Annotated in this window: 16 protein-coding genes; 5 read left to right on the forward strand and 11 right to left on the reverse strand. The window is 69.3% G+C overall.

Going from position 1 to position 19,896, the window contains the following annotated elements:
- Window positions 1-703 precede the first annotated feature (703 nt).
- From JK359_RS16615 to JK359_RS16640, 6 genes are all read right to left on the reverse strand, one after another.
- Window positions 704-1,246: a GNAT family N-acetyltransferase gene (locus JK359_RS16615; protein WP_201836271.1), complete on the reverse strand. Its 543-nt coding sequence runs from the start codon at window positions 1,244-1,246 to the stop codon at window positions 704-706.
- Window positions 1,247-2,031: 785 nt separating this feature from the next.
- Window positions 2,032-2,721: an HAD family hydrolase gene (locus JK359_RS16620; RefSeq protein ID WP_201836645.1), complete on the reverse strand. Its 690-nt coding sequence runs from the start codon at window positions 2,719-2,721 to the stop codon at window positions 2,032-2,034.
- Between the two features lie 275 nt (window positions 2,722-2,996).
- A complete protein-coding gene (locus tag JK359_RS16625) occupies window positions 2,997-3,590 on the reverse strand; it encodes an NADPH-dependent FMN reductase (protein WP_201836272.1) in 594 nt (197 codons plus the stop codon).
- Window positions 3,591-3,764: 174 nt separating this feature from the next.
- The gene (locus JK359_RS16630; protein ID WP_201836273.1) at window positions 3,765-5,234 is read right to left on the reverse strand and encodes an MFS transporter; all 1,470 of its coding nucleotides are present in this window, start codon (window positions 5,232-5,234) and stop codon (window positions 3,765-3,767) included.
- 704 nt (window positions 5,235-5,938) lie between these two features.
- Window positions 5,939-7,714 carry a S9 family peptidase gene (locus JK359_RS16635; RefSeq protein ID WP_201836274.1) on the reverse strand — a complete coding sequence of 592 codons (1,776 nt, stop codon included), beginning with the start codon at window positions 7,712-7,714 and terminating at the stop codon, window positions 5,939-5,941.
- Window positions 7,711-8,937, reverse strand: a complete 1,227-nt coding sequence (locus tag JK359_RS16640) for a M20/M25/M40 family metallo-hydrolase (protein ID WP_201836275.1) — start codon at window positions 8,935-8,937, stop codon at window positions 7,711-7,713. Before JK359_RS16640 ends, JK359_RS16635 begins: the two co-directional genes overlap by 4 nt.
- Before the next feature lie 182 nt (window positions 8,938-9,119).
- On the opposite strand from JK359_RS16640, the gene JK359_RS16645 reads away from it, so the two are divergent.
- The 5 genes from JK359_RS16645 to JK359_RS16665 all read left to right on the forward strand — a co-directional run bounded on the left by JK359_RS16645 (window position 9,120) and on the right by JK359_RS16665 (window position 13,802).
- Complete coding sequence (locus JK359_RS16645) at window positions 9,120-9,662, forward strand: winged helix-turn-helix domain-containing protein (RefSeq protein ID WP_307788129.1); 543 nt, start codon at window positions 9,120-9,122, stop codon at window positions 9,660-9,662.
- Between the two features lie 235 nt (window positions 9,663-9,897).
- Window positions 9,898-10,569, forward strand: a complete 672-nt coding sequence (locus JK359_RS16650) for an SDR family oxidoreductase (RefSeq protein ID WP_201836277.1) — start codon at window positions 9,898-9,900, stop codon at window positions 10,567-10,569.
- Between the two features lie 340 nt (window positions 10,570-10,909).
- Window positions 10,910-12,316: a helix-turn-helix domain-containing protein gene (locus JK359_RS40155; RefSeq protein WP_201836279.1), complete on the forward strand. Its 1,407-nt coding sequence runs from the start codon at window positions 10,910-10,912 to the stop codon at window positions 12,314-12,316.
- Window positions 12,313-13,131 (forward strand): class I SAM-dependent methyltransferase, encoded by an 819-nt coding sequence (locus JK359_RS16660; RefSeq protein ID WP_201836281.1) that lies wholly within the window; start codon window positions 12,313-12,315, stop codon window positions 13,129-13,131. The genes JK359_RS40155 and JK359_RS16660 overlap by 4 nt, the downstream gene beginning before the upstream one ends.
- Before the next feature lie 8 nt (window positions 13,132-13,139).
- Window positions 13,140-13,802, forward strand: a complete 663-nt coding sequence (locus tag JK359_RS16665; protein WP_201836283.1) for an O-methyltransferase — start codon at window positions 13,140-13,142, stop codon at window positions 13,800-13,802.
- A 244-nt stretch (window positions 13,803-14,046) separates the two neighbouring features.
- Here the strand turns inward: JK359_RS16665 and JK359_RS16670 are convergent, their stop codons facing one another.
- From JK359_RS16670 to JK359_RS16690, 5 genes are read right to left on the reverse strand one after another with little or no spacing between them, the layout of a single operon-like run.
- Window positions 14,047-15,141 carry an HAD-IIIC family phosphatase gene (locus tag JK359_RS16670; RefSeq protein WP_307788131.1) on the reverse strand — a complete coding sequence of 365 codons (1,095 nt, stop codon included), beginning with the start codon at window positions 15,139-15,141 and terminating at the stop codon, window positions 14,047-14,049.
- Window positions 15,138-16,274 (reverse strand): acyl-CoA dehydrogenase family protein, encoded by a 1,137-nt coding sequence (locus JK359_RS16675; protein ID WP_201836286.1) that lies wholly within the window; start codon window positions 16,272-16,274, stop codon window positions 15,138-15,140. The genes JK359_RS16670 and JK359_RS16675 overlap by 4 nt, the downstream gene beginning before the upstream one ends.
- Window positions 16,267-16,563, reverse strand: a complete 297-nt coding sequence (locus JK359_RS16680; RefSeq protein ID WP_236677961.1) for an acyl carrier protein — start codon at window positions 16,561-16,563, stop codon at window positions 16,267-16,269. The genes JK359_RS16675 and JK359_RS16680 overlap by 8 nt, the downstream gene beginning before the upstream one ends.
- Entirely contained in the window at window positions 16,560-17,414 is an 855-nt protein-coding gene (locus JK359_RS16685) for a 3-hydroxyacyl-CoA dehydrogenase family protein (protein ID WP_201836287.1), read from the reverse strand. Before JK359_RS16685 ends, JK359_RS16680 begins: the two co-directional genes overlap by 4 nt.
- A complete protein-coding gene (locus tag JK359_RS16690; protein ID WP_201836288.1) occupies window positions 17,390-19,879 on the reverse strand; it encodes a type I polyketide synthase in 2,490 nt (829 codons plus the stop codon). Before JK359_RS16690 ends, JK359_RS16685 begins: the two co-directional genes overlap by 25 nt.
- Window positions 19,880-19,896 lie beyond the last annotated feature (17 nt).

The following is a 19,896-nucleotide window of genomic DNA, read 5'->3' on the forward strand; positions in this document are numbered from 1 at the left end:
TGCTCGACACGTGCCGCCTCGACGGCACCGGACCGTGCGCTCCGCCGGCGGTTCAACGGCGCCGAGACACCAGCGCCGCGCACCATCGGCTCTTTCGCGTCGGTGTCCGGCGTGCCAGGGCCGACGCCTGCGTCATGTCACCGCGGTTGGCCGAAGGGGGCGGACGCGTGGGTCTCAGATCGCTCCTGGCCGGTGACGGCCGGCTGCCGGACGGACTTGATGTGCATGCAGTAGTCCTAGGCATCGGTGCGCCAGTAACGCGATCACGGGCGGACCAAAGGTGGTGCGACACATGAAGTCTCCAAAGGCTGTGGGGGGTTGGAGATGCGTGCATGAGGAAACCGCAGTTACCCCATGGTTCGCTACGCGCGTTGACGAGACGTGACAACTCCCCCACGTGACCTTCACTCAACGGCCATCGCCGCCGCAGGTATCGGCCGGCCGCGCACCTCAGACACACCCCCACCCCCTCCCCCTCCCCCTCCCCTGTGAGGCTTCCACCATCCACGGGTGCCCTGGGACGAACGCCCCGGCTGCTTGACGCGCAGCGCTGTTGATGCGGCCGGCGGGCGGGTCCACCCAAGCAGGTGCGGCCCGGCACGTGGTCGAGTGCGGCATCAATCGCCTCAAGAGACACCGAGCCGTGGCCGCCAGGCACGGCAACCCGCGGTCAGCTACGAGGCTGCGCTCCTCATTACCGCCGTCAACGAGTGGTTGTGACGTACTGGTCCGACGACAACTCGAACACCCGGACCCGCCGGCCGCCGGTGGGATTGACGGTTTCGCGGACCGGATGCATGCCCAGTTTGGTCATGATGCGTTCGGAGGCGTCGTTGCCCACTTGAGTGATGCTGACGATCCGCTCCAGCCCTCGCTCCTCGAACCCGAACCGTACAGCGGCCGCAGCGGCCTCGGTGGCCAAGCCCTGCCCCCAGTAGGGGCGTCCCAGCCGCCAGCCGACTTCAACTGCCGGCAGCACCTCCGGCAAGAAGTGGGGCACCGAAAGGCCGGTGAACCCGGCCAGCTCGCCGGTGGACCGGATCTCCACGGCGAACAGGCCGAAGCCCTGTGACTCCCACTCGCTCTCCCAAGCCTGGATCCCACCGCGAGTCTCCTGTTCGTCACGGACGCTGCCGTCACGGATCCACCGCATGACCTCGGGGTCGGCATTGACGGCAGCCATGGGCGCAACGTCTTCCTCGCGCCAGCGACGCAGGATCAAACGGGGAGTCTCGAGCGTGACCATCCAATCATTCTGGACCAAAGGTCGCCGCCATGCTCATCAGGCACTTTCCATGCACGCCCTAGCAGCACCCCATGCAGCCGGTCCACCCGGCCTCGCACCAGTACCGCAACCGGCGCCTCCCGCGAAGCGCATAACCCATACGCAGGAAACAGGACTTCCAGGCCCACCAGCGGCACGTGAATGCTGGGCTCATCTGCCCGTTGGAGCAGACGAGATCCCCCTGAACACTCGAGCTACTCGGACGGTGCCATCCGCCTTTGGCCATGGGTGGTGAGCGCGCCCATGCCTGCTGCACCATCACCATCGGATGTGTTCGACAGCAGAGGGGGGCAACAGCATGAGACGACGGCTCTTGGCCGCATTGGCGGCGGGCATCGCTGCTGCGAGCAGCGTGGTGATCACAGCGCCTGCCCATGCGACTCCATCGCCGTACTGCTGGGCCGCAATCACGGCAACAGCCGGTGAGGGGAGTTGCAACGGCGCCCAGTACGGCGGTAGTTCGTACCAGGTCTGGGTTCAATGTCGCGAACCCCTGGGGTTCGGTTTCGCCTGGACGTCGAGGCACAGCCAGATCCAGTACGCTTCGCCGGGCCAAAGAGGCGTCGTGGTTCAAACCGCGCCGTGTGCGCCGTTGGGGACGCCTACGAATGCCTGGGTGAACAGCTGGTGACCTGGGAGTCGTAGTACAAGGCTCCTTCCCTCCCCCGCCCTGGAACCTTGCCCGGTCGACGGCGAGCCCTGCGCATGATCCTGCTTGCTCTTGCTCTTGTCTGGTGGAGCAACTGTCAAATCTTGTGGATGGGCAGCGCCTGGTCGAGAGGTGGCTGCCGCTCGGCGATGAGGGTCGGCAGCTCGCGCATGTCGTGGAAGACCGTGGTGTCACGGCCTTCGAGGCGTTCGGCCGGAGTGAGTCCGCCGGCGTAGCCGAAGACCCGCATGCCGGCGGCGCGGGCAGCGTGGACGCCGGGCTGGCTGTCCTCGACGACGACGCAGGCTTCGGGATCGACGCCCATCTGCTGAGCGGCGTGCAGGAACAGGTCAGGGGCGGGCTTGCCGCGAGAGACTTCGGTGGCACTGTAGATGCGGCCTGCGAAGCGGTCGTAGAGCCCGGTGCGGCCCAGGGTGTGCCGCATCTTGTCGTGGGAGCCGCTGGAGGCGACGCAGGTCGGCAGAGTGAGCGTGTCGAGTGCCTCCGGCAAACCGTCCACCGGGGCAAGCCCTGCGTCCACGGCCTCGCGGTGGAGGTGCTCGAACCTCTCCGACCAGATCGCGGCCGTTTCCGTGCCGAGCCGAGCGGCGACCTGCTCGTGGATGGCGGCGTGCGAGCGCCCGATGAACCGGTCCACGACCTGGTCCTCGGTCATCGGCCAACCCAACTCGGCTCCGAGGACGACTTGTACGCGTGCGGCGATGCGCTCGCTGTCGACCAGCACGCCGTCGCAGTCGAATATGACGAGTTCAATGGGCTTGATCATCCCCGCAGCATAGGCTCCGTCGCTCACGCTGCGGTGACCTCCTCGCGCTCGGCCAGGACGCCGGTCAGCGCTTGTCCCGCCGGCGCACCGCCACCCCAGCCAGCCCGAGCGCCACTACGACGATCAGGACCACGGCGTCGTAGCTGCTCTTCTCGTCGTGTACGGGCCTTGCGGCCCTGGGTCCGCCGCTTCGCGCGCGCTCCCCTCCCGGGCCGCCGCCCGGCATCGTGTCCCGCGTGGGAGTCGCAGGAGACGCGGTGTGCTGGTGGCAACGGTCACCGGGCGCTTTCCGTGCTGGATGCGGCGAGGACGCGCATCGTGGCGAACTCGACGACCTGCGCCGCTATTTCTTCCAGCTGTCCTTGGACGTGAGTGTCCTTGCAGGCTCCGGTGAGTGAGAAGCGTGCTGCTGAGGTGTTGATCGCGGCGCCCAGCGGTGTGGGCCAGCCGCGCAGCGCGTGGGTCACGTCGCGCAGCGCGGCCAGCGTGGTGACGGCGCCCTGCCAGCCATGGGCGACCGCCACGCATCCGACGGCCCGTTCGCTGAAGTAAGGCCGTGTGTCCTCGCGTAGTTCCTCGACGTGGTCCAGGGCGTTCTTCACCAGGCCGGAGATTCCGCCGTGGTAGGCGGGGCTGGCGAGTACGAGGCCGTCGGCGCCGGCTATGGCGGACAGGAGCCGTCGGGCCTGCGGTGCGGTGGCGCCGTGCCGGGGGTCGTACAGCGGCATGGCCAGTGAGGGGCCGCTGATCAGTTGCACTGATGCGCCGCGGTGTTGCGCCGCGTCCAGCACCATCCTCAGGGCCTGCTCGGCGGTTGATCCGGGCCGGCTCGAACCGCCGACACCGACCACGTTCACGATCCGGTGCACTGGGGTTGCGCCTCCTTCTCTTTCGGGTACTTGGGGGTGTTCGCGGTGCCGGCCCGGTCGAGCGGGCCGGCGGTGAGCACGGGGGCGAGCGGCTCCGGATGAGAAAAAGATGATTCCACCCGTGCACGGTGAACACGGAAGTGGAATCATCTTTTACTTGTTCATGCCAGAAGGTCAGACGGCGGACGTCACGCCGTCCTGCCTCTCGGACTCCTCGGCAGCCGGAGCCGCCGCATTTCGCCTGAAGTTCAGCGTGACCAGCACGATCAGCACGATGCCGACCACGGTGGCCCACATGGCGGAGCGCACACCGTCGGCGGTGGCGACGCGCAGCGCCTCACCGGTCAGCCCTTCGTGACCGGAGTTGGCGACCGCCACCAGAACGGCGAGGCCGACCGCGGCACCGACCTGCTGGCCGGTCGAGGCGACACCCGAGGCGATGCCCTGCTCCTCTGCCGCCACCCCGGTGGTCGCCGCCGCGTACATCGCGGTGAACACGGTGCCCTGACCGAGGCTGAGGATGAGCACACCTGGCACCAGCTCCAGGTACGAACCGGTCGGCGAGACGGAAAAGGCGAAGGCCACGGTACCGGCGACACCCATGAGGAGCGCACCGATCAGCGTGGCACGCACCCCGAAGCGGGTGGCCAGCTTCCCGCCGGACAGGTTGCCGATGAGTACCCCTACGCACGGCAGGAGGAAGGCGATACCGCTCTTGGTCGCGGAATAGCCGTGCACGGTCTGGAAGTAGAGGGTGTAGAAGTAGGGCAGCGCGCCGAACGTCCCCATGAAGATGAAGGTGACGACGGTACCGGTGCTCAGGTTGCGGTTACGGAACAGGCGAAGCGGCAACAGCGGATCACGGCCACGGCCCTCGATGACGATGAACGCGGCGAGCACGGCCACCGCGATGGCCGCGGTGATCAGGATCGTCGGCGAAGTCCAGCCCGACACCGGTCCCTGGACGAGGGTGAACACCAGCAGCGTCGAACCGACGGTGGCGGTCAGCGCACCAGGCAGGTCGAACTTGCGCCCGGCGGCTTGCTGGTCGGTGTCCTTCGGGATGACGGCGAACGCGAGCAGCATGGCGCCACCGGCGAGCGGGACGTTGGCGAAGAAGATCGATTCCCAGCCGAACGCGCCCGTCAGTACGCCGCCGAGCAGCGAACCGAGGATCATGCCGCTACCACCGGCACCGCCCCAGATCGCCAGTGCGCGGTTGCGCTCGGGGCCTTCGGCGAAGGTCGTGGTGACCAGCGAGAGGGTGGAGGGGGCGAGGAAGGCGCCGCCGATCCCCTGCACCGCACGCGCGATGATCAAGGTCGTCGGGTCGCCCGCGAGCCCTCCGGCAAGCGAGGAGACCGCGTACAGGAACAGGCCGAAGATGAACATCCGGCGGCGTCCGAACAGGTCTGCCGCACGGCCGCCGAGCAGCAGGAAGCCGCCGAAGGCGACGGCGTAGGCGCTGACGACCCATTGGAGGGTCTGGGCGGAGAAGCCGATGCCGGTGCGGATCTCGGGCAGCGCCACGAAAACGATGCTGTAGTCGAGGGCGTAGATGCACTGGGCAAAAGCCAGCAGTGCCAGGATCAAGCCGAGGCGTCGGCGGGGTGGCGCCTCGGCGCCGGCGACTGCAGGGGGCATTTCATGCCGTCCCTTCTGGGTTTTTCGAGCTGGTCGGTAACGCAGGGCGGTAGGACGGGCCGGTGGCGATCGACAGCGCCTGGGCGGTCGTGCTCCTGCCGGTCGGAGTGGTGCCAGAGGTGGCTGGTTCGATGCTTGTGCCGCGTTTCATGGGTATGCCTTCTGTAGGGCGGACCGAGAAACCGATTCGGTTGTGCGCGCCGGGCGCGGTGTCCGCGCTCGTGACGGATTCGAATACCGAGGAGGCCGACGTTCCGGCCCCTTCGGCGGCGCCGCGCTTGACTGTGCCCACAGGGGTGTACGGGTCACCGGCCGGCTGGTCCGGGGTGGTGCGGTCGTCGACCGAGCGGCCCGCCGAACCCGGCGGGGCACGCATCGGCGGACCCGTGGGTGCGCGGACGCCCGGTGAGCCGGGACGGCGCGGTGCCGAGCGTGGTCTTCCCACGCCCGCAGGCACCGGCGACGGATGTTTTCATGAATGCGTGCCCTCTCAATCGTTTTCGGTACAGGGTGTGGCCCCGCCAGTCACCCCGGCGCTCGGTTCGGAATGCGCCGGTGTGTTGCCCCTGCGCAGCACTTCTCCCGCGGCTGGAATCCGTCGACGACGGCGTCGGCTCGGCGCAGCCGAGAAGCGGGGAGACCGGCTCTCGTGGCTCCGCCGCTCCGGTGGGAACGGAGCCTCCGCTGCGGTTCGCACGTTCTGGCTATGGGTGTTCGGTAGCGGTTTTCGCACCGTTCGAGCAGGGTTGGAGGTGATCGCGGAACCACTGCACGACAGCGGCGTCGAGATCGTCCCGTTCCTCTCGGTCGTCCGGAAGATGACCGCGGGAGAGGCGGATGAACCGCACGGTCTTGCCCAGTTCGGTCAGCGTCTCGTACAGCTGCTCGGTGCCGCTGATGACGACCGTGGTGTCGCCTTCCGCATGTGCCAGCAGCAGCGGCGCGCGGATGTCCGCCGCATGGGTCAGCGGACTCGCCGCCCTCAGCCTCGCCAGGTCCTCCGGGTCGTCGACGTCGCCGATCCACTCCACGACCCGCCGGCTCCACGTCGGCGGCAGGGCCCGGACGTCCATCTCGAGGTCTGCCGGCCCGCAGATCACGGCACCGGCCCGCCAGTGGCGCGGCAGCCTCGTCAGGCAGCTGAGGGCCGCGAACCCGCCGTAGGACATCCCGTGGACACCGAGCCGGTCGCCGTCCACCCAGTCCAGGCTTCGCAGAAACCGTGCGGCGGCTTCGAAGTCGGCCAGGTCGCCGCCTCCCCAGTCCCGGTAGATCAGGCGCTGGTAGGTCAGCCCCCGTCCGGTCGACCCGCGTACGTTCGGCGCCAGCACGGCGTTTCCAGCTCGCACCAACCGCTGGATCAGCGGGTCGTAGACCGGCAGCGCGGCCCACTCCGGACCGCCGTGGATGGTCAGCACCGCGGGGACGGGGCCGGCGGGCGAACGCGGGCGGTACAGCAGCCCGGATATCTCCAGCCCGTCCGCTCCGGTGAACCAGACCGTTTCCGGCACGACGAGGTCGTCCGGCAGCCCGTCGCTGAAGTCGGTGAGCCGGAGCGACTCGCCGGACGACAGGTCCGTCAGGAAGAACTCGGTCGCCCGGTCGCTGGCTCCGACCTGTACGAGCAGACGGTCTCCGGCGAACCGCGGCACGAAGCCGTCGTAACCGAACGGCTGGGATGCGAACCCGGGCAGTTCCACTGCGGTCTGCGGTGTGCACAGCATCGTGCGCTGGTCCTGGGGTACGGCCCAGACGACCTGCGGACCCACGATCACGTTCTCCACGTCGGCATCCGGCGTGGCGATCCACTCCAACGGCCGGCCGGGCACGAGCAGGGCGACACCGAGGAAGTCACGGCCCTCGGTGGTGCACAGGTAGATCCCGTCCTCGTTCCACCCGCCCGGCTGGTACTTCGCCGGGCCCTCGTGCGGGGTGAGGTGCCGGGTGCGGCCGGTCTCGAGATCACAGGCGAACAGGTCCTGGTCGGTGTTCTGATGGAATTTCAGGACGAGCAGGTACCTGGAGTCCGGTGAGAAACATATCGGCACGTACCGGTCGTCGCCCTCCATGACCATCCTGGACGCACCGGTCGTCAGGTCCCTTACATAGACGTCGAGGCAAGTGACGTCGCGCGCGCTGGTCGCGTACGCGAGCAGGCGGCCGTCCGGGCTGTACGGTTGGCTCCCGCTCGAATACGGCACGCCTATCTCGCGCCTGACACCGGGTTCGGCCGCTATCCACTCCACCTCGCCGGTGACCGGATCGAGTTCGGCCAGCCGGTAGTCCTGGCCGCCGGTCACGTCCGCCACGATCAGGAGCCGCGTTTCGTCGGGCCGCCACGCCAGCCGGGTGACCGCGCCGTCGATCGGGAACATCCGCCGCTCCCCCGCCCAGGTCTGGAACCACGGCTGCGGCCGGCCGGACTCGTCGCTGACGTATGCGAAGCCCTCCTTCGTGGGCCAAGCGCCCCAGACGGTCATGCGTGGGCCGCCAGCGCGAGCTGGATCGTTGCCGCGGCGACGATTCCGTGGCGGAACCGGTCGAGGTCGAGGTTCTCGTCGGCTGCGTGGTTGGCCTCGTCGGTGTTGGCGAACGGCACGCCGTAACAGGGGCATGAGAGCCCGTCGCTGAGCACGGCCATCGGCAGGCTTCCGCCGAGTGAGGGAACCAGCAGCGGCCGTGGCCCGAGCACGTCCTCGACCGCTTGGAGGATCGTCGCCGTATAAGGGGTCTCGGGCAGGGTGGTGGACGGTGCCATCGCCGCGCCCGGCACGAACTCGACATCGGGGGCGTACCTCGCGACGTGCCGACGGATGGCGTCGGCGACCTGGTCAGGTGTCTGACCGCCGACCAACCGGGCCTCGCATCGGGCAACGGCGACATCAGGGATCACCGCGCGGTGGTCGCCGGAATCCTCGCAGCTCAGCGAGTTCACGGTCAGCGTGGGCATGGCCAGGCGGTGGTGGAATCCCAGCCCTGCCGGCGGCTCCATGCCGGCCGCCCCGATCGCTTCGAGCGTTCCCGGCACGTCCACCGGAAGGTCCTCCAGCGCGGCACGCTGACCGTCGGTCAGCGGCGGGACGTCGTCGGCGAAGCCGGGCACGGTCACGGTGCCGTCCGCCGACCGCATGGTGGCCAGCAGCTGCACCAACGCCCACGCCGGATTCGGCGCGACTCCGCCCCAGTTGCCCGAGTGCAACGGCCGGTTCGCGCCTCGCGCGCGCAGTTCGAACATCAGGATTCCGCGTACGCCGAGGACCACGCACGCCCGGCCCGAGTCGTGCACGGGCCCGTCGCTCCAGATCACCAGGTCAGGCTGATCGACCTGGCGTACGGCCGCGGCCAGGTTGGGGCTGCCGATCTCCTCCTCGCCGTCGAGCAACACCGTGACGCGGCAGGGTAATCCGCCGGTCAGGTCCCGCAGGGCACGTAACCCCAGCAGTTGCGCGAGATGCTGCCCCTTGTTGTCGCCCGTGCCACGCCCGTACATCCGACCGTCACGGATCGACGGCACGAACGGCGGCGTCGTCCACAGCTCCAGCGGCCCGGCCGGTTGCACGTCGTAGTGACCGTAGATCAGCACGTGCGGCCCGGGCCCGTCCGCCGTCCCCACCAGCGCGGGCCAGCCACCGGTCTCGACTTCACGCGCCTGCAGGCCCGACGCACGTAACAGCCGAAGACCGTGGGCCGCGGCCTCGGCCATGCCCTCGCCGGTCCGGCTCACGCTCGGCCGGGAGATCCAGTCCGCCAGCTCACCATCCAGGTCCTGGGCACCAACCCAGTCCCGGAGCTGCTTGATCACAGACCCTCCAACCGATTGCACAGAATGAAATCGATGGCAGTCAAGCAAACCAACACTGGCTTTGGCAAGGTACAGTCCCGGATGTGGAAGCGACGATCGAAGACCTCAAAGCGCTTGGGCACCCCGTCCGTTGGCGCATCCTGCGGCTGTGCCTGGAGCGTGCGTTCACCAACAAGGAGCTGTCGGTCGAACTCGACCTCGCTCCCGCGACCACCTTGCGTCACGTCCGCGCCCTGGTGAAGACCAACTTCCTGGTCGCCGAACCGGTTTGCACCGGCGAGCACGGCGCACTGCAACGGCCCTATCGCGCGACCGCGCGCACCCGGGGCCTGATCATCACGCCTGACGATTCCGGCCTCGCCCAGCAGGTCGACCTGGCCGTGCTCGGCGCCCACCGCACCGAACTGATAGCTGCGGGCAAGGACTCCGGTCGTGGCGCCAAGCGGGGCGTACTGCGGTTGGGGCCCGAGTCCGTGAAGTCGCTCCACCGCCGGATCGAGGAACTGATCGCCGAGTACCCCGACGAACCCGATGGCGAGCCGCTGAGCTACTTGTGGTCACTCGCCGCCCGGCCCCAGGTCGACCCCGGCCCCCAGGAAAGCGACGGAGACGCGATTGACCAATAGGTGCGACCGATGCTTGACTCATTAGCCATTCAAGTGACGCCCCCTGGGACCGCCATGGCGGCTGGCAGGACGATGGCATCAGTTACTTGTCGGAAATTGCACGTCAATGAACTGGCCGGGCAAGTCGCCGGCATTGCTCATTCAGCACGGCGCAGGCTTGGCGGGGCAGCTCTGCACGCCTGCGGCACCGAATCCGGGGAAACCCGAAGTACCGATTCCGGAAAAAGGGTATGGAATGAAGATTGTCATCGCCGGCGGCCACGGTAAGATCGCCCTGCGGTTGACTCGGCGCCTCTCCGAACGCGGCGACTCCGTCGTGGGCATCGTGCGCAACCCCCACCACGTCGACGACATCAAGAAGGCGGGCGGGGAGGCCGTCGTGCTCGATCTCGAGCGCGCGACGGTGGACGAGGTGGCCGCGGCCCTGGTCGGCGCGGACGCTGTCGTCTTCTCGGCCGGCTCGGGCAACAGTGCCACCGCCGCACGCCGGGACAGGATGGACCGGGCCGCTGTCGTCCTTGTCATGGACGCGGCGGAACAGGCCGGTGTACGACGGTTCCTGCACGTCAGCTCCATCAACGTGGGCTGTGCCGACGAGCGCGGCATCGGTGAGGGGTACTCCGTCTACCTGCGGGCCAAGCACGCCGCCGAACAGCACATCTTCGCCCGGACCAAGCTCGACTGGACGGTACTCAGGCCCGGTGTGCTCACCGACGGAGACGGCGACGGCACCGTCGAACTCACCGCCGGGAACAGGGTCGCGCCGCAGCACGCCAGGTTCGACCAAGTCGCCAGGGAAGACGTCGCCGCCGTACTCGTGGCGCTCATCGACCGGCCCGACACCGCCGGCCGCATCTATGTGGTGGTCGGCGGCAGGACCCCCGTCGAAAAGGCGATCCCCGTCTAGGACGTGTCCCGTGGACCACGATCGTTCAACCCGGGACCGGGGGAAATTCCCGGCGGCACCGCAGGGAATCCGCGAATAACAGTTGCAGCTCGGGCCTCCCGAGCCCGGCGCCCCCAAGGGCGGCGAGGGTGCAGATCTAGAGAGAGCGATTCAGGACGCCGCCACGAATAATGACGTCACATCGTCTCGCCTGGACAACCGGGCGGGCGGGACTTCATCCACTCACGCACTGTCCAGTTCCGGACAGTGGGCTCAGCACGAAGGGTCGTTTTAACACACAGGGGGGTTAATTGTTGTGCAGTCAATTGCCAAGGAAAGGCCGGCGGCGCGAGCCGGCGTCGTGATCGTCAGCAACAGCGCCGTCGGCACGGCTCCGGCGAACGAATCGGCCGAACACCGATTAAGTTCCGTCACGGTGGCCGATCCGCCGCCCCACCAGCCACCGGGCAACGCCCCGACGAAGCGCTGCACCCACTGGGCAGTGACCGCGGCGGCCATCCCCTACTGGGCAGCGGCCAACGCCGAGGCCGCGCACCGGAAGCCGGGCGTCAGCACCCCGGTGGCCGATGCGCACTGGGCCGGCCTGCTGCTACTGGACGGCTGTGCCCCCGCGGCACCGTCCGCACGCGAGAAAGGGCCGCGCGACCGGCACGTGCCCGACGGGGCGATCCGGCCGGCGGTGACCACCGTGGTCGTCGCGGCCAGCCCGGCCGGCTGGTTCGACAAGGCATCGGCGGCCGTTGACCGGCCCGACCCGGGCCGGCCATGGTTCGCCGAGATCGGCTACGCGCACTGCTTCGCGTTGCTGATGGCCGGCCAGATGCCGGGCTCGTACCGGACAGCCGAGAACGGGTACCGGGACGAGGTGGCCGCCGGGAACATCGCGGTGGCCGAGGGCTGGCTCGCGCCGCGCGGCCAGGTCGCCGACGTGGCCACCGCCATCGCCGACGCGGAGACCGCTTCACTCCTGTTCAACGGCGGCAACCCGCGTCTCGCGCTGGCGCCGCGTCTGGCCGAACTCGCCGTGTTCGGCGATCAGGCCGGCACGCAACAGCCCCGGCACCTCACCGACCGGGCACCCCGGAGCCGCCTGTTCGTCCCGTGGTCGACCCTGAGCCAGGCGTGGACCACGGCGGCCGACGGAAACACCACTCTCGCCGCCAGGCAGGCACTCTCCGCGGCCGACGCCGCCATGGCCCTGGGCCAGGACGCCGTCGAAGCAACGGCGAGCTACGACGTGGCCCGTCTCGGCAGTCCCAACGCCGTACGGCATCGCCTCGCCGCGCTCGCCAACCTGGTGCCGGGGCCGGTCGTGCCGGCCATGGCCGGCGCCGCGGCCGCGTTGGCCCGCTCCGATCCCGGAGGCTTGGACGTCGCCACGGCGAAGTTCAACGAACTCGGAATGGACCTGCTCGCCGCGGAGACCGCCACCGCCGCGGCCGCACTACGGCACACATCCACGCCCCCCAGCACGATCGCGTGCCCGACCGCGACAACCCCGCTGTTACAGCTCACCGCCCCGCTGGTCGATCTCACCAGCCGCGAGCGGGACGTCGCGCTGCTGGCCGCCAACGGATTCACCAGCCCCGCCATCGGACACCGGCTGGGACTGTCCGCCCGGACCGTCGACAACCACCTGGGCCGCGCCTACCAGAAGCTCGGGGTGACCGGCCGCCGCGATCTGGCCCCGCTCGTCATCGGCGACCGTCCGCAATCGCCCATCCACGCCGAAGGGAATCAGCGATGACCTCCATGAGCGACCTCGACAAAATCTCGGCCAACCGACAAGGCTTCAACCTGCGAGCACGGGCGCACATGCAGTCCTCGTACTACGACCTCGAAAGGTTCAAGCAGGGGCACAACATGCTGCGCAAGCTGGAACAGGAGGAGCTGGGCGACGTCCGCGGCCGGTCCCTGCTGGAACTCCAGTGCCACATCGGCGTCAACTCGCTCTCGCTCGCCCGCATGGGCGCGCAGGTCACCGGCACCGACATCTCGGACGAGGCGATCGACATCGCTCGCGAGCTGGCCGAGGAGCTCGACCTCGACGCGAGTTTCGTCCAGGCGAACATCTACGACTTACCGAAGGCGCTCGACGGCGAGTTCGACATGGTGTTCACCGGATACGGCACCCTCTCGTTCCTGCCCGACATCCCCGGCTGGGCCAAGGTGGCGGCACAGTACGTCAAGCCGGGCGGCACTCTCACGGTCGTGGAGATCCACCCGATGCTCACCCTCTTCAGCGACGTCGGCGGGGAACTGCGGGTGGCCCGCTCGCTGTTCCAGTCCCGGCAGGTGCACCACGAGATGTCCAAGAGCTACGCCGACCGGATCGCCGACGAGGTCGAGGTGGAGAAGCACAGCCTGTACGGCTGGAGGTGGAGCGTGGAGGAGGTCGTGAACGCGCTCATAGACGCCGGCCTGACCATCGAGCGCATCCGCGAGGTTCCCTACGACGCGCGGCAGCGGCTCCCGTTGATGGTGCCGGACGGAGACCACAACTGGCGGATCCCGGGCGACCCGATCCCGCTGTCGTTCTCCTGCATCGCCAGGCGGCGGTGAGCGCCGGCATGGCAGACCAGATCGTGGCAACACCGGAGATCCGCGAGTACGTCCGCGCCGTGTCCCTGCGGGAGGATCCGATCCTGGCTGAACTCCGGCAGCAGACCGCCGGGTTGCCGGGCGGCTCGGCCATGCAGGTCATGGCCGAGGAGGGCCAGCTGCTGGCGCTCCTCGTCGGCCTGTCCGGTGCCAGATCGGTGCTGGAGATCGGCACTTTCACCGGCTACAGCACGCTGTGCATGGCGCGTGCGCTGCCACCGGACGGCACGGTGGTCACCCTCGACCTCGATGGGCGGTGGCCGGCGATCGGCGCCGAGTTCTGGCAGCGCGCCGGGGTCGCCGAACGCATCGACGTTCGCATCGGTGATGCGACACGGACGCTCGCCGCCCTCGCGGACGAGCAGGGCGGCGACAGTTTCGACCTCGTGTTCATCGACGCGGACAAGGCCAACTACGGGACGTACTACGAGGCCGCGCTCCGCCTCGCGCGGCCGGAAGGGCTGATAGTCATAGACAACACGCTCTTCTTCGGCCGAGTGGTCGACCCGGACAGCCATGACCCGGACACCGCCGCGGTCCGCGCGCTCAACGCGTCGCTGCGCGACGATCCTCGCGTGGATGTCTCGATGCTCACGATGGCCGACGGGATCACACTCGCCCGGAAGAGGTGACGTACCGGGTCCTGGCCCGACAGCCACGGGACCTACGAGCGCAGGAGTCCTCCGACGCACCGTCGGAGGACTCCTGCGCGTCGAGGACCACAACCGGAGGATTCCGGGTGACGGGATCCCACTGCCGTTCCCCTGCGTCGCCAGGCGGTGAGCCGCGGCGCGGGCATCGGTGACGCAACGCGATCGCTCGCCGCCCCTCGCGGACGAGGGACGGCGAGCGTGTGGGCTCGGCGGGAACGACGTGTCAGGTCGTGGCCAAGGGGACGGTGGTGAGACGCATCGTGCAGGGGGCCGGTCTCGGTGTCGGCGTGATGTGCAGTCGTTGCGTCTGCCCGCCGTCCGGCGGGGGCAGTTCGGCAAGGCATGCGCACAGCTCGTCGTTGAACCCGGCGAACCGGTAGGCGACTTCCATGACCCGGTTGCGTGCGGTCGGCCGGAAGTCCGCGACCAGATGGGCGCCGGCCGTTGCCGCCTCGTTGACCAGCCAGTTCAGCACGGTGGCGCCGGCGCCGAACGAGACGACCCGGCACGAGGTGGCCAGGAGCTTCAGGTGCCACACCGCCGGACCGGTCTCCACGAGCGCGACACCGACCGCGCCGTGGGACCCGAAGCGGTCGCTCATCGTCACCGCGAGGACCTCGTGGCGTGCGTCGTCCAGCAGCGCGCGCAGGTCGGCGTCGGAGTAGTGGACACCGGTCGCGTTCATCTGGCTGGTGCGCAGTGTCAGCTCTTCCATCCGGGACAGGTCGTCGTCGGTGGCTCGGCTGATCTCCATCGCGAGGTCCAGCGAGCGCAGGAACTCCTCCGACGGGCCGCCGAACGACTCCTGCTCGGCCTGGCGCCGCGCGTTCGCCTGGTACATCTCGCGGCGGCGGCGCGAGTCGACGGTCACCGTTGCCGGGGTGAACTCGGGCAGCGTCAGCAGCCGGGGCGCCGACTCGGCCGGGTAGCAGCGCACCTGCGGCAGGTGGAACGCCACCTCGGCGCGTTCGGCCGGCTGGTCGTCGACGAAGGCGATCGTGTGGTGGGCGAACTTCAGTTCGTCGGCGATCTCCCGTACCGACGCCGACTTCGGCCCCCACCCGATCTTGGCGAGCACGAAGTACTCGGCGATGCCGAGGACTTCGAGACGCTGCCAGGCGGGGCCGTGGTCGTTCTTGCTGGCGACGGCCTGCAGGATGCCGCGGGCGTCGAGGCCCACGATGGTCTCGTGGACCTGCTCGTCGACGGCCACGTCGTCGCCCTCGAGGAGGGTGCCTTTCCACAGCGTGTTGTCCAGGTCCCAGACGACACATTTGACGGTGGCGATCGGTTCGTCCGGTGGCAATGTTCCGCTCACTGCGCCTCCTCCTGCCGCACTGTGCCGTTCGCAGTCGCCAGGGCGTGTCTGGCGAGTTCGAGCTGGCATATCTCGCTGCTGCCCTCGATGATCTCCATCAGCTTCGCGTCCCGGTACGCGCGGGCGACCACGTGGCCGTCCGATGCGCCCGCCGAGGCCATGATCTGCACGGCCGACGCGCTCCCGTGCACGGCCTGGGTCGCGCTGACGTGCTTGGCGAGGACGGTGGCGATCACGAGGTCCGGCGAACCCGACTCCCAGCGCTCGCCGGCTTGCCGGCACACCGCGGTGGCGACCCGCTCGGCGGCGTAGAGTTCGGCGATCCTGCGGGAGACCAGCTGGTGCTCCGCGATCGGTCTGCCGAACTGGTGCCGCGATCTGGCGTGTTCGGTCACCGCGCCGAGGCAGCCGCGCAGGATGCCGACGCAGCCCCATGCCACCGACATCCGGCCGTAGGCCAGGGCGGTCGTCACCAGGAACGGCAGCGACAGTCCGGTGCCGCCGAGTACGTTGGCGGCCGGCAGGCGTACGCCGTCCAGCCGCACCCGCGCGTGGCCCGCCGCACGGCAGCCGATCGGGTGCGGGACCTTTTCGATGCTGACGCCCTCGGCGTTGGTGGGCACGACGACCGCTGCCGCGTCGTCGCCCGCCTTTCCGATGACGACGATCAGGTCGGCATAGGCCGCGGCGGTGATCCACGTCTTGCTGCCGTCCACGATCACCGTGTCACCGGCGAAGCGCAGCTGGGTGGTCATCGCGCCGAGGTCGCTGCCGGCGTCCGGCTCGCTGAAGGCGACGGCCGCGAGCCGGCCGCTGGTCAGTTGCGGCAGGAACACGGCCCGCTGGTCACGGGTGCCGAGGCGTTGCACGGTCCACGCCGCCATGCCCTGCGAGGTCATCACACTGCGCACAGAGCTGCACAGGCTGCCCGCGTGGGCGGTGAGCGTCCCGCTCTCCTGGCTGCCCAGGCCGAGTCCGCCGTACCGTTTCCCCACTTCGGCGCAGAGCAGGCCGGCGGCGCCGAGTTCGCTCAGGACGGTTCGCGGGATCTCGCCGGCGATGTCCCATGCGCCGGCGTTGTCCCCGACGAAACGCCAGATGTCCGCGTCCCCCGGGGAGAGTGCGTCAGACATCGCTGCCGGCGGCAGACTCTGCCTGGAGCCGGCCGACGAGCGCGGCCATGCTCTTGACCGTGCGGAAGTTGGACAGCTGCAAGTCCGGTCCGGCGACCGTCACGGAGTAGGACTGCTCCAGGAACACGACCAGTTGCATGGCGAACATGGAGTTGGCGAGCCCGGTGGTGAAGAGGTCCTGGTCCGCCTCGGGACTGGTCCGGGTCTGCTCGGCCACGAACCTGGTGATCTCGTCGACGACGGCGTCCATGTCGAAGGGCGCCTTTTCGGTCTGCTGTTCCGGTGTCATGCCTGTGCCTCACTGTAGTTGTAGAAGCCGCGGCCGCTCTTGCGGCCGAGTTCGCCTCGCCGGACTTTCTCGAGAAGGAGTTCGCTGGGACGGCATCGCTCGTCACCGGTCCGGGCGTACAGCGCCTCCAGAGCGTCGACGAGGTTGTCGATGCCGATCAGGTCCGCGGTGCGCAGTGGACCCGTCGGATGGCCGAGGCAGCCCTGCATCAGGGTGTCCACGTCCTCGACGGTGGCGGTGCCGGCGCTGACCACCTGTGCGGCGTCGTTGATCATCGGGTGCAGGAGCCGGCTGGTCACGAACCCGGGGGCGTCACGGACCACGACCGCGCGCCGGCCCATCCGGGTCAGCAGCGAGATCACCGACTCGACGGTGTTGTCCGTGGTCTGTGGGCCGCGGACCACCTCCACCATCGAGATCAGGTAGGCGGGGTTCATGAAGTGCGTTCCGATGAGGTCGCCCGGGGTCTTCACCCACGCGGCCATTTCGTCGATGGGAATGCCGGAGGTGTTGGAGACCAGGGGCGTTCCGGGGCGGACCAGTGCCGATACCTCGGCGAGGACTTCCGCTTTGCTGTCGGGCAGTTCGGTGACTGCCTCGATGACCACCGCGGCGTCCGCGACGTCGTTCAGCGAGAGTGTGGTGCGCAGCTTCGCCGGAGTGCGTCCGGCCGGCAGCGCGCCCGTCAGCTGTGCGTGCCGCAGGCCGTTGGCGGATGCGGCGGCGGCGCGGTCCAGCACGCCTTCGTCGATGTCCACCAGTACAACGGGCAGTCCGTGTCCGACGGCGAGCGTCGAGATTCCGGTGCCCATGACGCCCGCGCCTACTATGGCAATGAGTGGCTCGTCCATGAGGCCTCCTCCAGACCCAGTGGTTCGTAACTGCCGGTGTCGGGGCCGATCCAGTAGCGGCTGCGCTGGAACGGGTAGCCCGGCAGGGACACTCGCCGCGGTCGCGATGTGCCGCGGAAGGCGTCCCAGTCGATGGCGACGGTGGCCTGCCAGAGTTTGCCGACGGTGTCGAGCAGGGCGGCGAGGCCGGATCGGCTCCCGCGCGCGGGTGTCAGCGACGCAAGCGCCGTCAGCCGCTTCGCCGTCCCCTGCCGGGCGACGGTTTCGGTCAGTGTGCTGTCCGGCCCCACCTCCAGCAGGATCCTGCCGTCCTCGCCGGCCAGTTCCCGCAGGCCCTCGGCGAAGGGGGCCGGTTCGCGCAGGTGACGGGCCCAGTGGGCAGGCTCCCCGGCGTCCTGGGGGGTGATCCAGGTTCCGGTCACGGCGGAGATGTACGGCACCTGCGGCGGTTTGAGTTCGTGGCGTGCCACCGCGGCGGCGAACTCGGATGCGTCGGGTACCCCGCCCGTCCCGGCACGGGAGCGGGCCTCGGCGCCGGCGGCCGTGATGTCGATGGCGTCCGCCAGGCCGATCACGCCGGCCAGGCAGGCTGCCACGTACTCGCCGTCGCCTTCGCCGATCATCGCGGCGGGGTGTACTCCCCACGACTGCCATAGCCGTGCGAGGGCCCACTGCAGGCTGAAGGCCGCGGTCGGCACGCCGCGCGGGTCGTCGTGCCCTGTCTGCGGGCCGTCCCAGATGGATGGGAAGAGCAGCGCGCGCAGGTCGTGGCCGAGCAGTGGCCGTGCCAGTTCGGCGCAGCGGTCCACTTCCTGGGCGAAGACCGGTTCGCTGCGGTAGACCGCCGTGGCGGCGTCCGGCCGGTGGGAGGCGCTGCCGGGGAACATGAAGACCACCTGGCGGGCTTTCACGTCGTCGGCGGTGTCCACGGTGCCGGGCTGTGCCAGTGCCCGGAGGGCGGCCGTCGCCTCGGCCCGGTCGCGGCACACCAGGTGCCGGCGGAGCGGGAATTCGCGGCGGCCGACCTGCAGGGTGTGGGCGACGTCGGCGAGGTCGAGGTCGTCCTGGCGGTCCAGGCGGTCGGCGAGATTTCTCGCGGCGTCCGCAAGGGCCTTTCCGTTGCGTGCGGACAGCACGAGGAGTTGCCGGTCGCGTGCGTGCGGCTCGGCGGCCCGCGGTGCCGGTGCTTCCTGGAGTACCAGGTGGGCGTTGGTACCGCCGACTGCGAAGGCGCTGACTCCGGCGCGTCGCGGCGTCGCGCCGCGTGGCCAGGGGCGGGCGGTGGTCGGGACGTAGAACGGTGTACGGTCCAGCAACAGGGCCGGGTTGGGCGCGTCGAAGTTGATGCTCGGCGGGATCTCCCCGTGTTCGAGGGCCAGGACCGCCCTGGCGAAGCCCGCCGCTCCTGCGGCCGCGTCCAGGTGGCCGATGTTGGCCTTCGTCGAGCCGATCGCGCAGAACCCGCGTTCTGTGGTGTTGAAGGCCTTGGTGAGGCCGGCCAGCTCGATCGGGTCGCCGAGCGGGGTGCCCGTGCCGTGTGCTTCGATGTAGCCGATGCTTTCCGGCTCCACGCCGGCGACGGCCTGTGCGGTGGCGATCACCTCGGCCTGTGCCTGCATGCTCGGCGCGTTGAATCCGAATTTCGCCGAGCCGTCGTTGTTGACCGCGCTGCCAAGGACGAGTGCGCGGATGTGGTCGTTGTCGGCGAGTGCGTCGCTGAGCCTGCGCAGTGCCACAACCGTGACGCCGTATCCGGGGACGGTTCCGCTGGAGGCGGCGTCGAAGGGGCGGCAGTGGCCGTCACGCGCGAAGATGCCGCCTGCGACGACGGGGTAGCCGCCGATCAGCGGGACGGGCAGTGCCACCCCTCCTGCCAGTGCCATGTCGCACTCGCGGCTCAGCAGTGCCTGGCAGGCGAGGTGGATGGCGACGAGCGACGTGGAGCATGCCGATTGCACGGTCATCGCGGGGCCGCGGAGGTCGCACAGGTATGCCGCCCTGGTCGCGAGGAAGTCCTTGTCGTTGTAGGGGCGTGCGGAGAAGGCCGACAGCGATCCGCGGAACCGCGCGTTCGCCAGGAGGTTCAGTGGCAGGTACTTGTTGGCGAAGCAGCCGGCGTAGACGCCCACGGCGCCGTCGAACCGCGACGGGTCGTGTCCGGTGTCCTCCAGCGCGTGCCAGACGCATTCGGCGAAGATCCGCTGCTGTGGGTCGCTGATCCGCGCCTGTTCCTCGGTGTATCCGAAGAATTCGGCGTCGAAGTGGTCGGCGTCCTCGATGACCGCGGCGGCGGGCACGTAGTCGCGGTGTTCGACCATCTCCTTCGGCCACCCGGCTTCGGTCAGTTGCTGGGTGCTGAACCTGGAGACCGATTCGACGCCGTCTCGCTGGTTGCGCCAGAACGCCTCGATGGTGGGGGCTCCCGGCAGCCGTCCGGCGAGCCCGACGACCGCGATCGGCTCCATTCCGTCTTCTGTCCCGG

The sequence above is a fragment of the Streptomyces actinomycinicus genome (assembly GCF_016741775.1).
GTDB classification, from domain to species: domain Bacteria; phylum Actinomycetota; class Actinomycetes; order Streptomycetales; family Streptomycetaceae; genus Streptomyces; species Streptomyces actinomycinicus.

Coding starts and splice junctions, on each gene's coding strand:
- JK359_RS16615 (WP_201836271.1), bottom strand. CDS start 1,246: ATGGTCACGCTCGAGACTCCCCGTTTGATCCTGCGTCGCTGGCGCGAG.
- JK359_RS16620 (WP_201836645.1), bottom strand. CDS start 2,721: ATGATCAAGCCCATTGAACTCGTCATATTCGACTGCGACGGCGTGCTG.
- JK359_RS16630 (WP_201836273.1), bottom strand. CDS start 5,234: ATGCCCCCTGCAGTCGCCGGCGCCGAGGCGCCACCCCGCCGACGCCTC.
- JK359_RS16635 (WP_201836274.1), bottom strand. CDS start 7,714: ATGACCGTCTGGGGCGCTTGGCCCACGAAGGAGGGCTTCGCATACGTC.
- JK359_RS16640 (WP_201836275.1), bottom strand. CDS start 8,937: ATGGCCGAGGCCGCGGCCCACGGTCTTCGGCTGTTACGTGCGTCGGGC.
- JK359_RS16650 (WP_201836277.1), top strand. CDS start 9,898: ATGAAGATTGTCATCGCCGGCGGCCACGGTAAGATCGCCCTGCGGTTG.
- JK359_RS16660 (WP_201836281.1), top strand. CDS start 12,313: ATGACCTCCATGAGCGACCTCGACAAAATCTCGGCCAACCGACAAGGC.
- JK359_RS16665 (WP_201836283.1), top strand. CDS start 13,140: ATGGCAGACCAGATCGTGGCAACACCGGAGATCCGCGAGTACGTCCGC.
- JK359_RS16675 (WP_201836286.1), bottom strand. CDS start 16,274: ATGTCTGACGCACTCTCCCCGGGGGACGCGGACATCTGGCGTTTCGTC.
- JK359_RS16680 (WP_236677961.1), bottom strand. CDS start 16,563: ATGACACCGGAACAGCAGACCGAAAAGGCGCCCTTCGACATGGACGCC.
- JK359_RS16685 (WP_201836287.1), bottom strand. CDS start 17,414: ATGGACGAGCCACTCATTGCCATAGTAGGCGCGGGCGTCATGGGCACC.
- JK359_RS16690 (WP_201836288.1), bottom strand. CDS start 19,879: ATGGAGCCGATCGCGGTCGTCGGGCTCGCCGGACGGCTGCCGGGAGCC.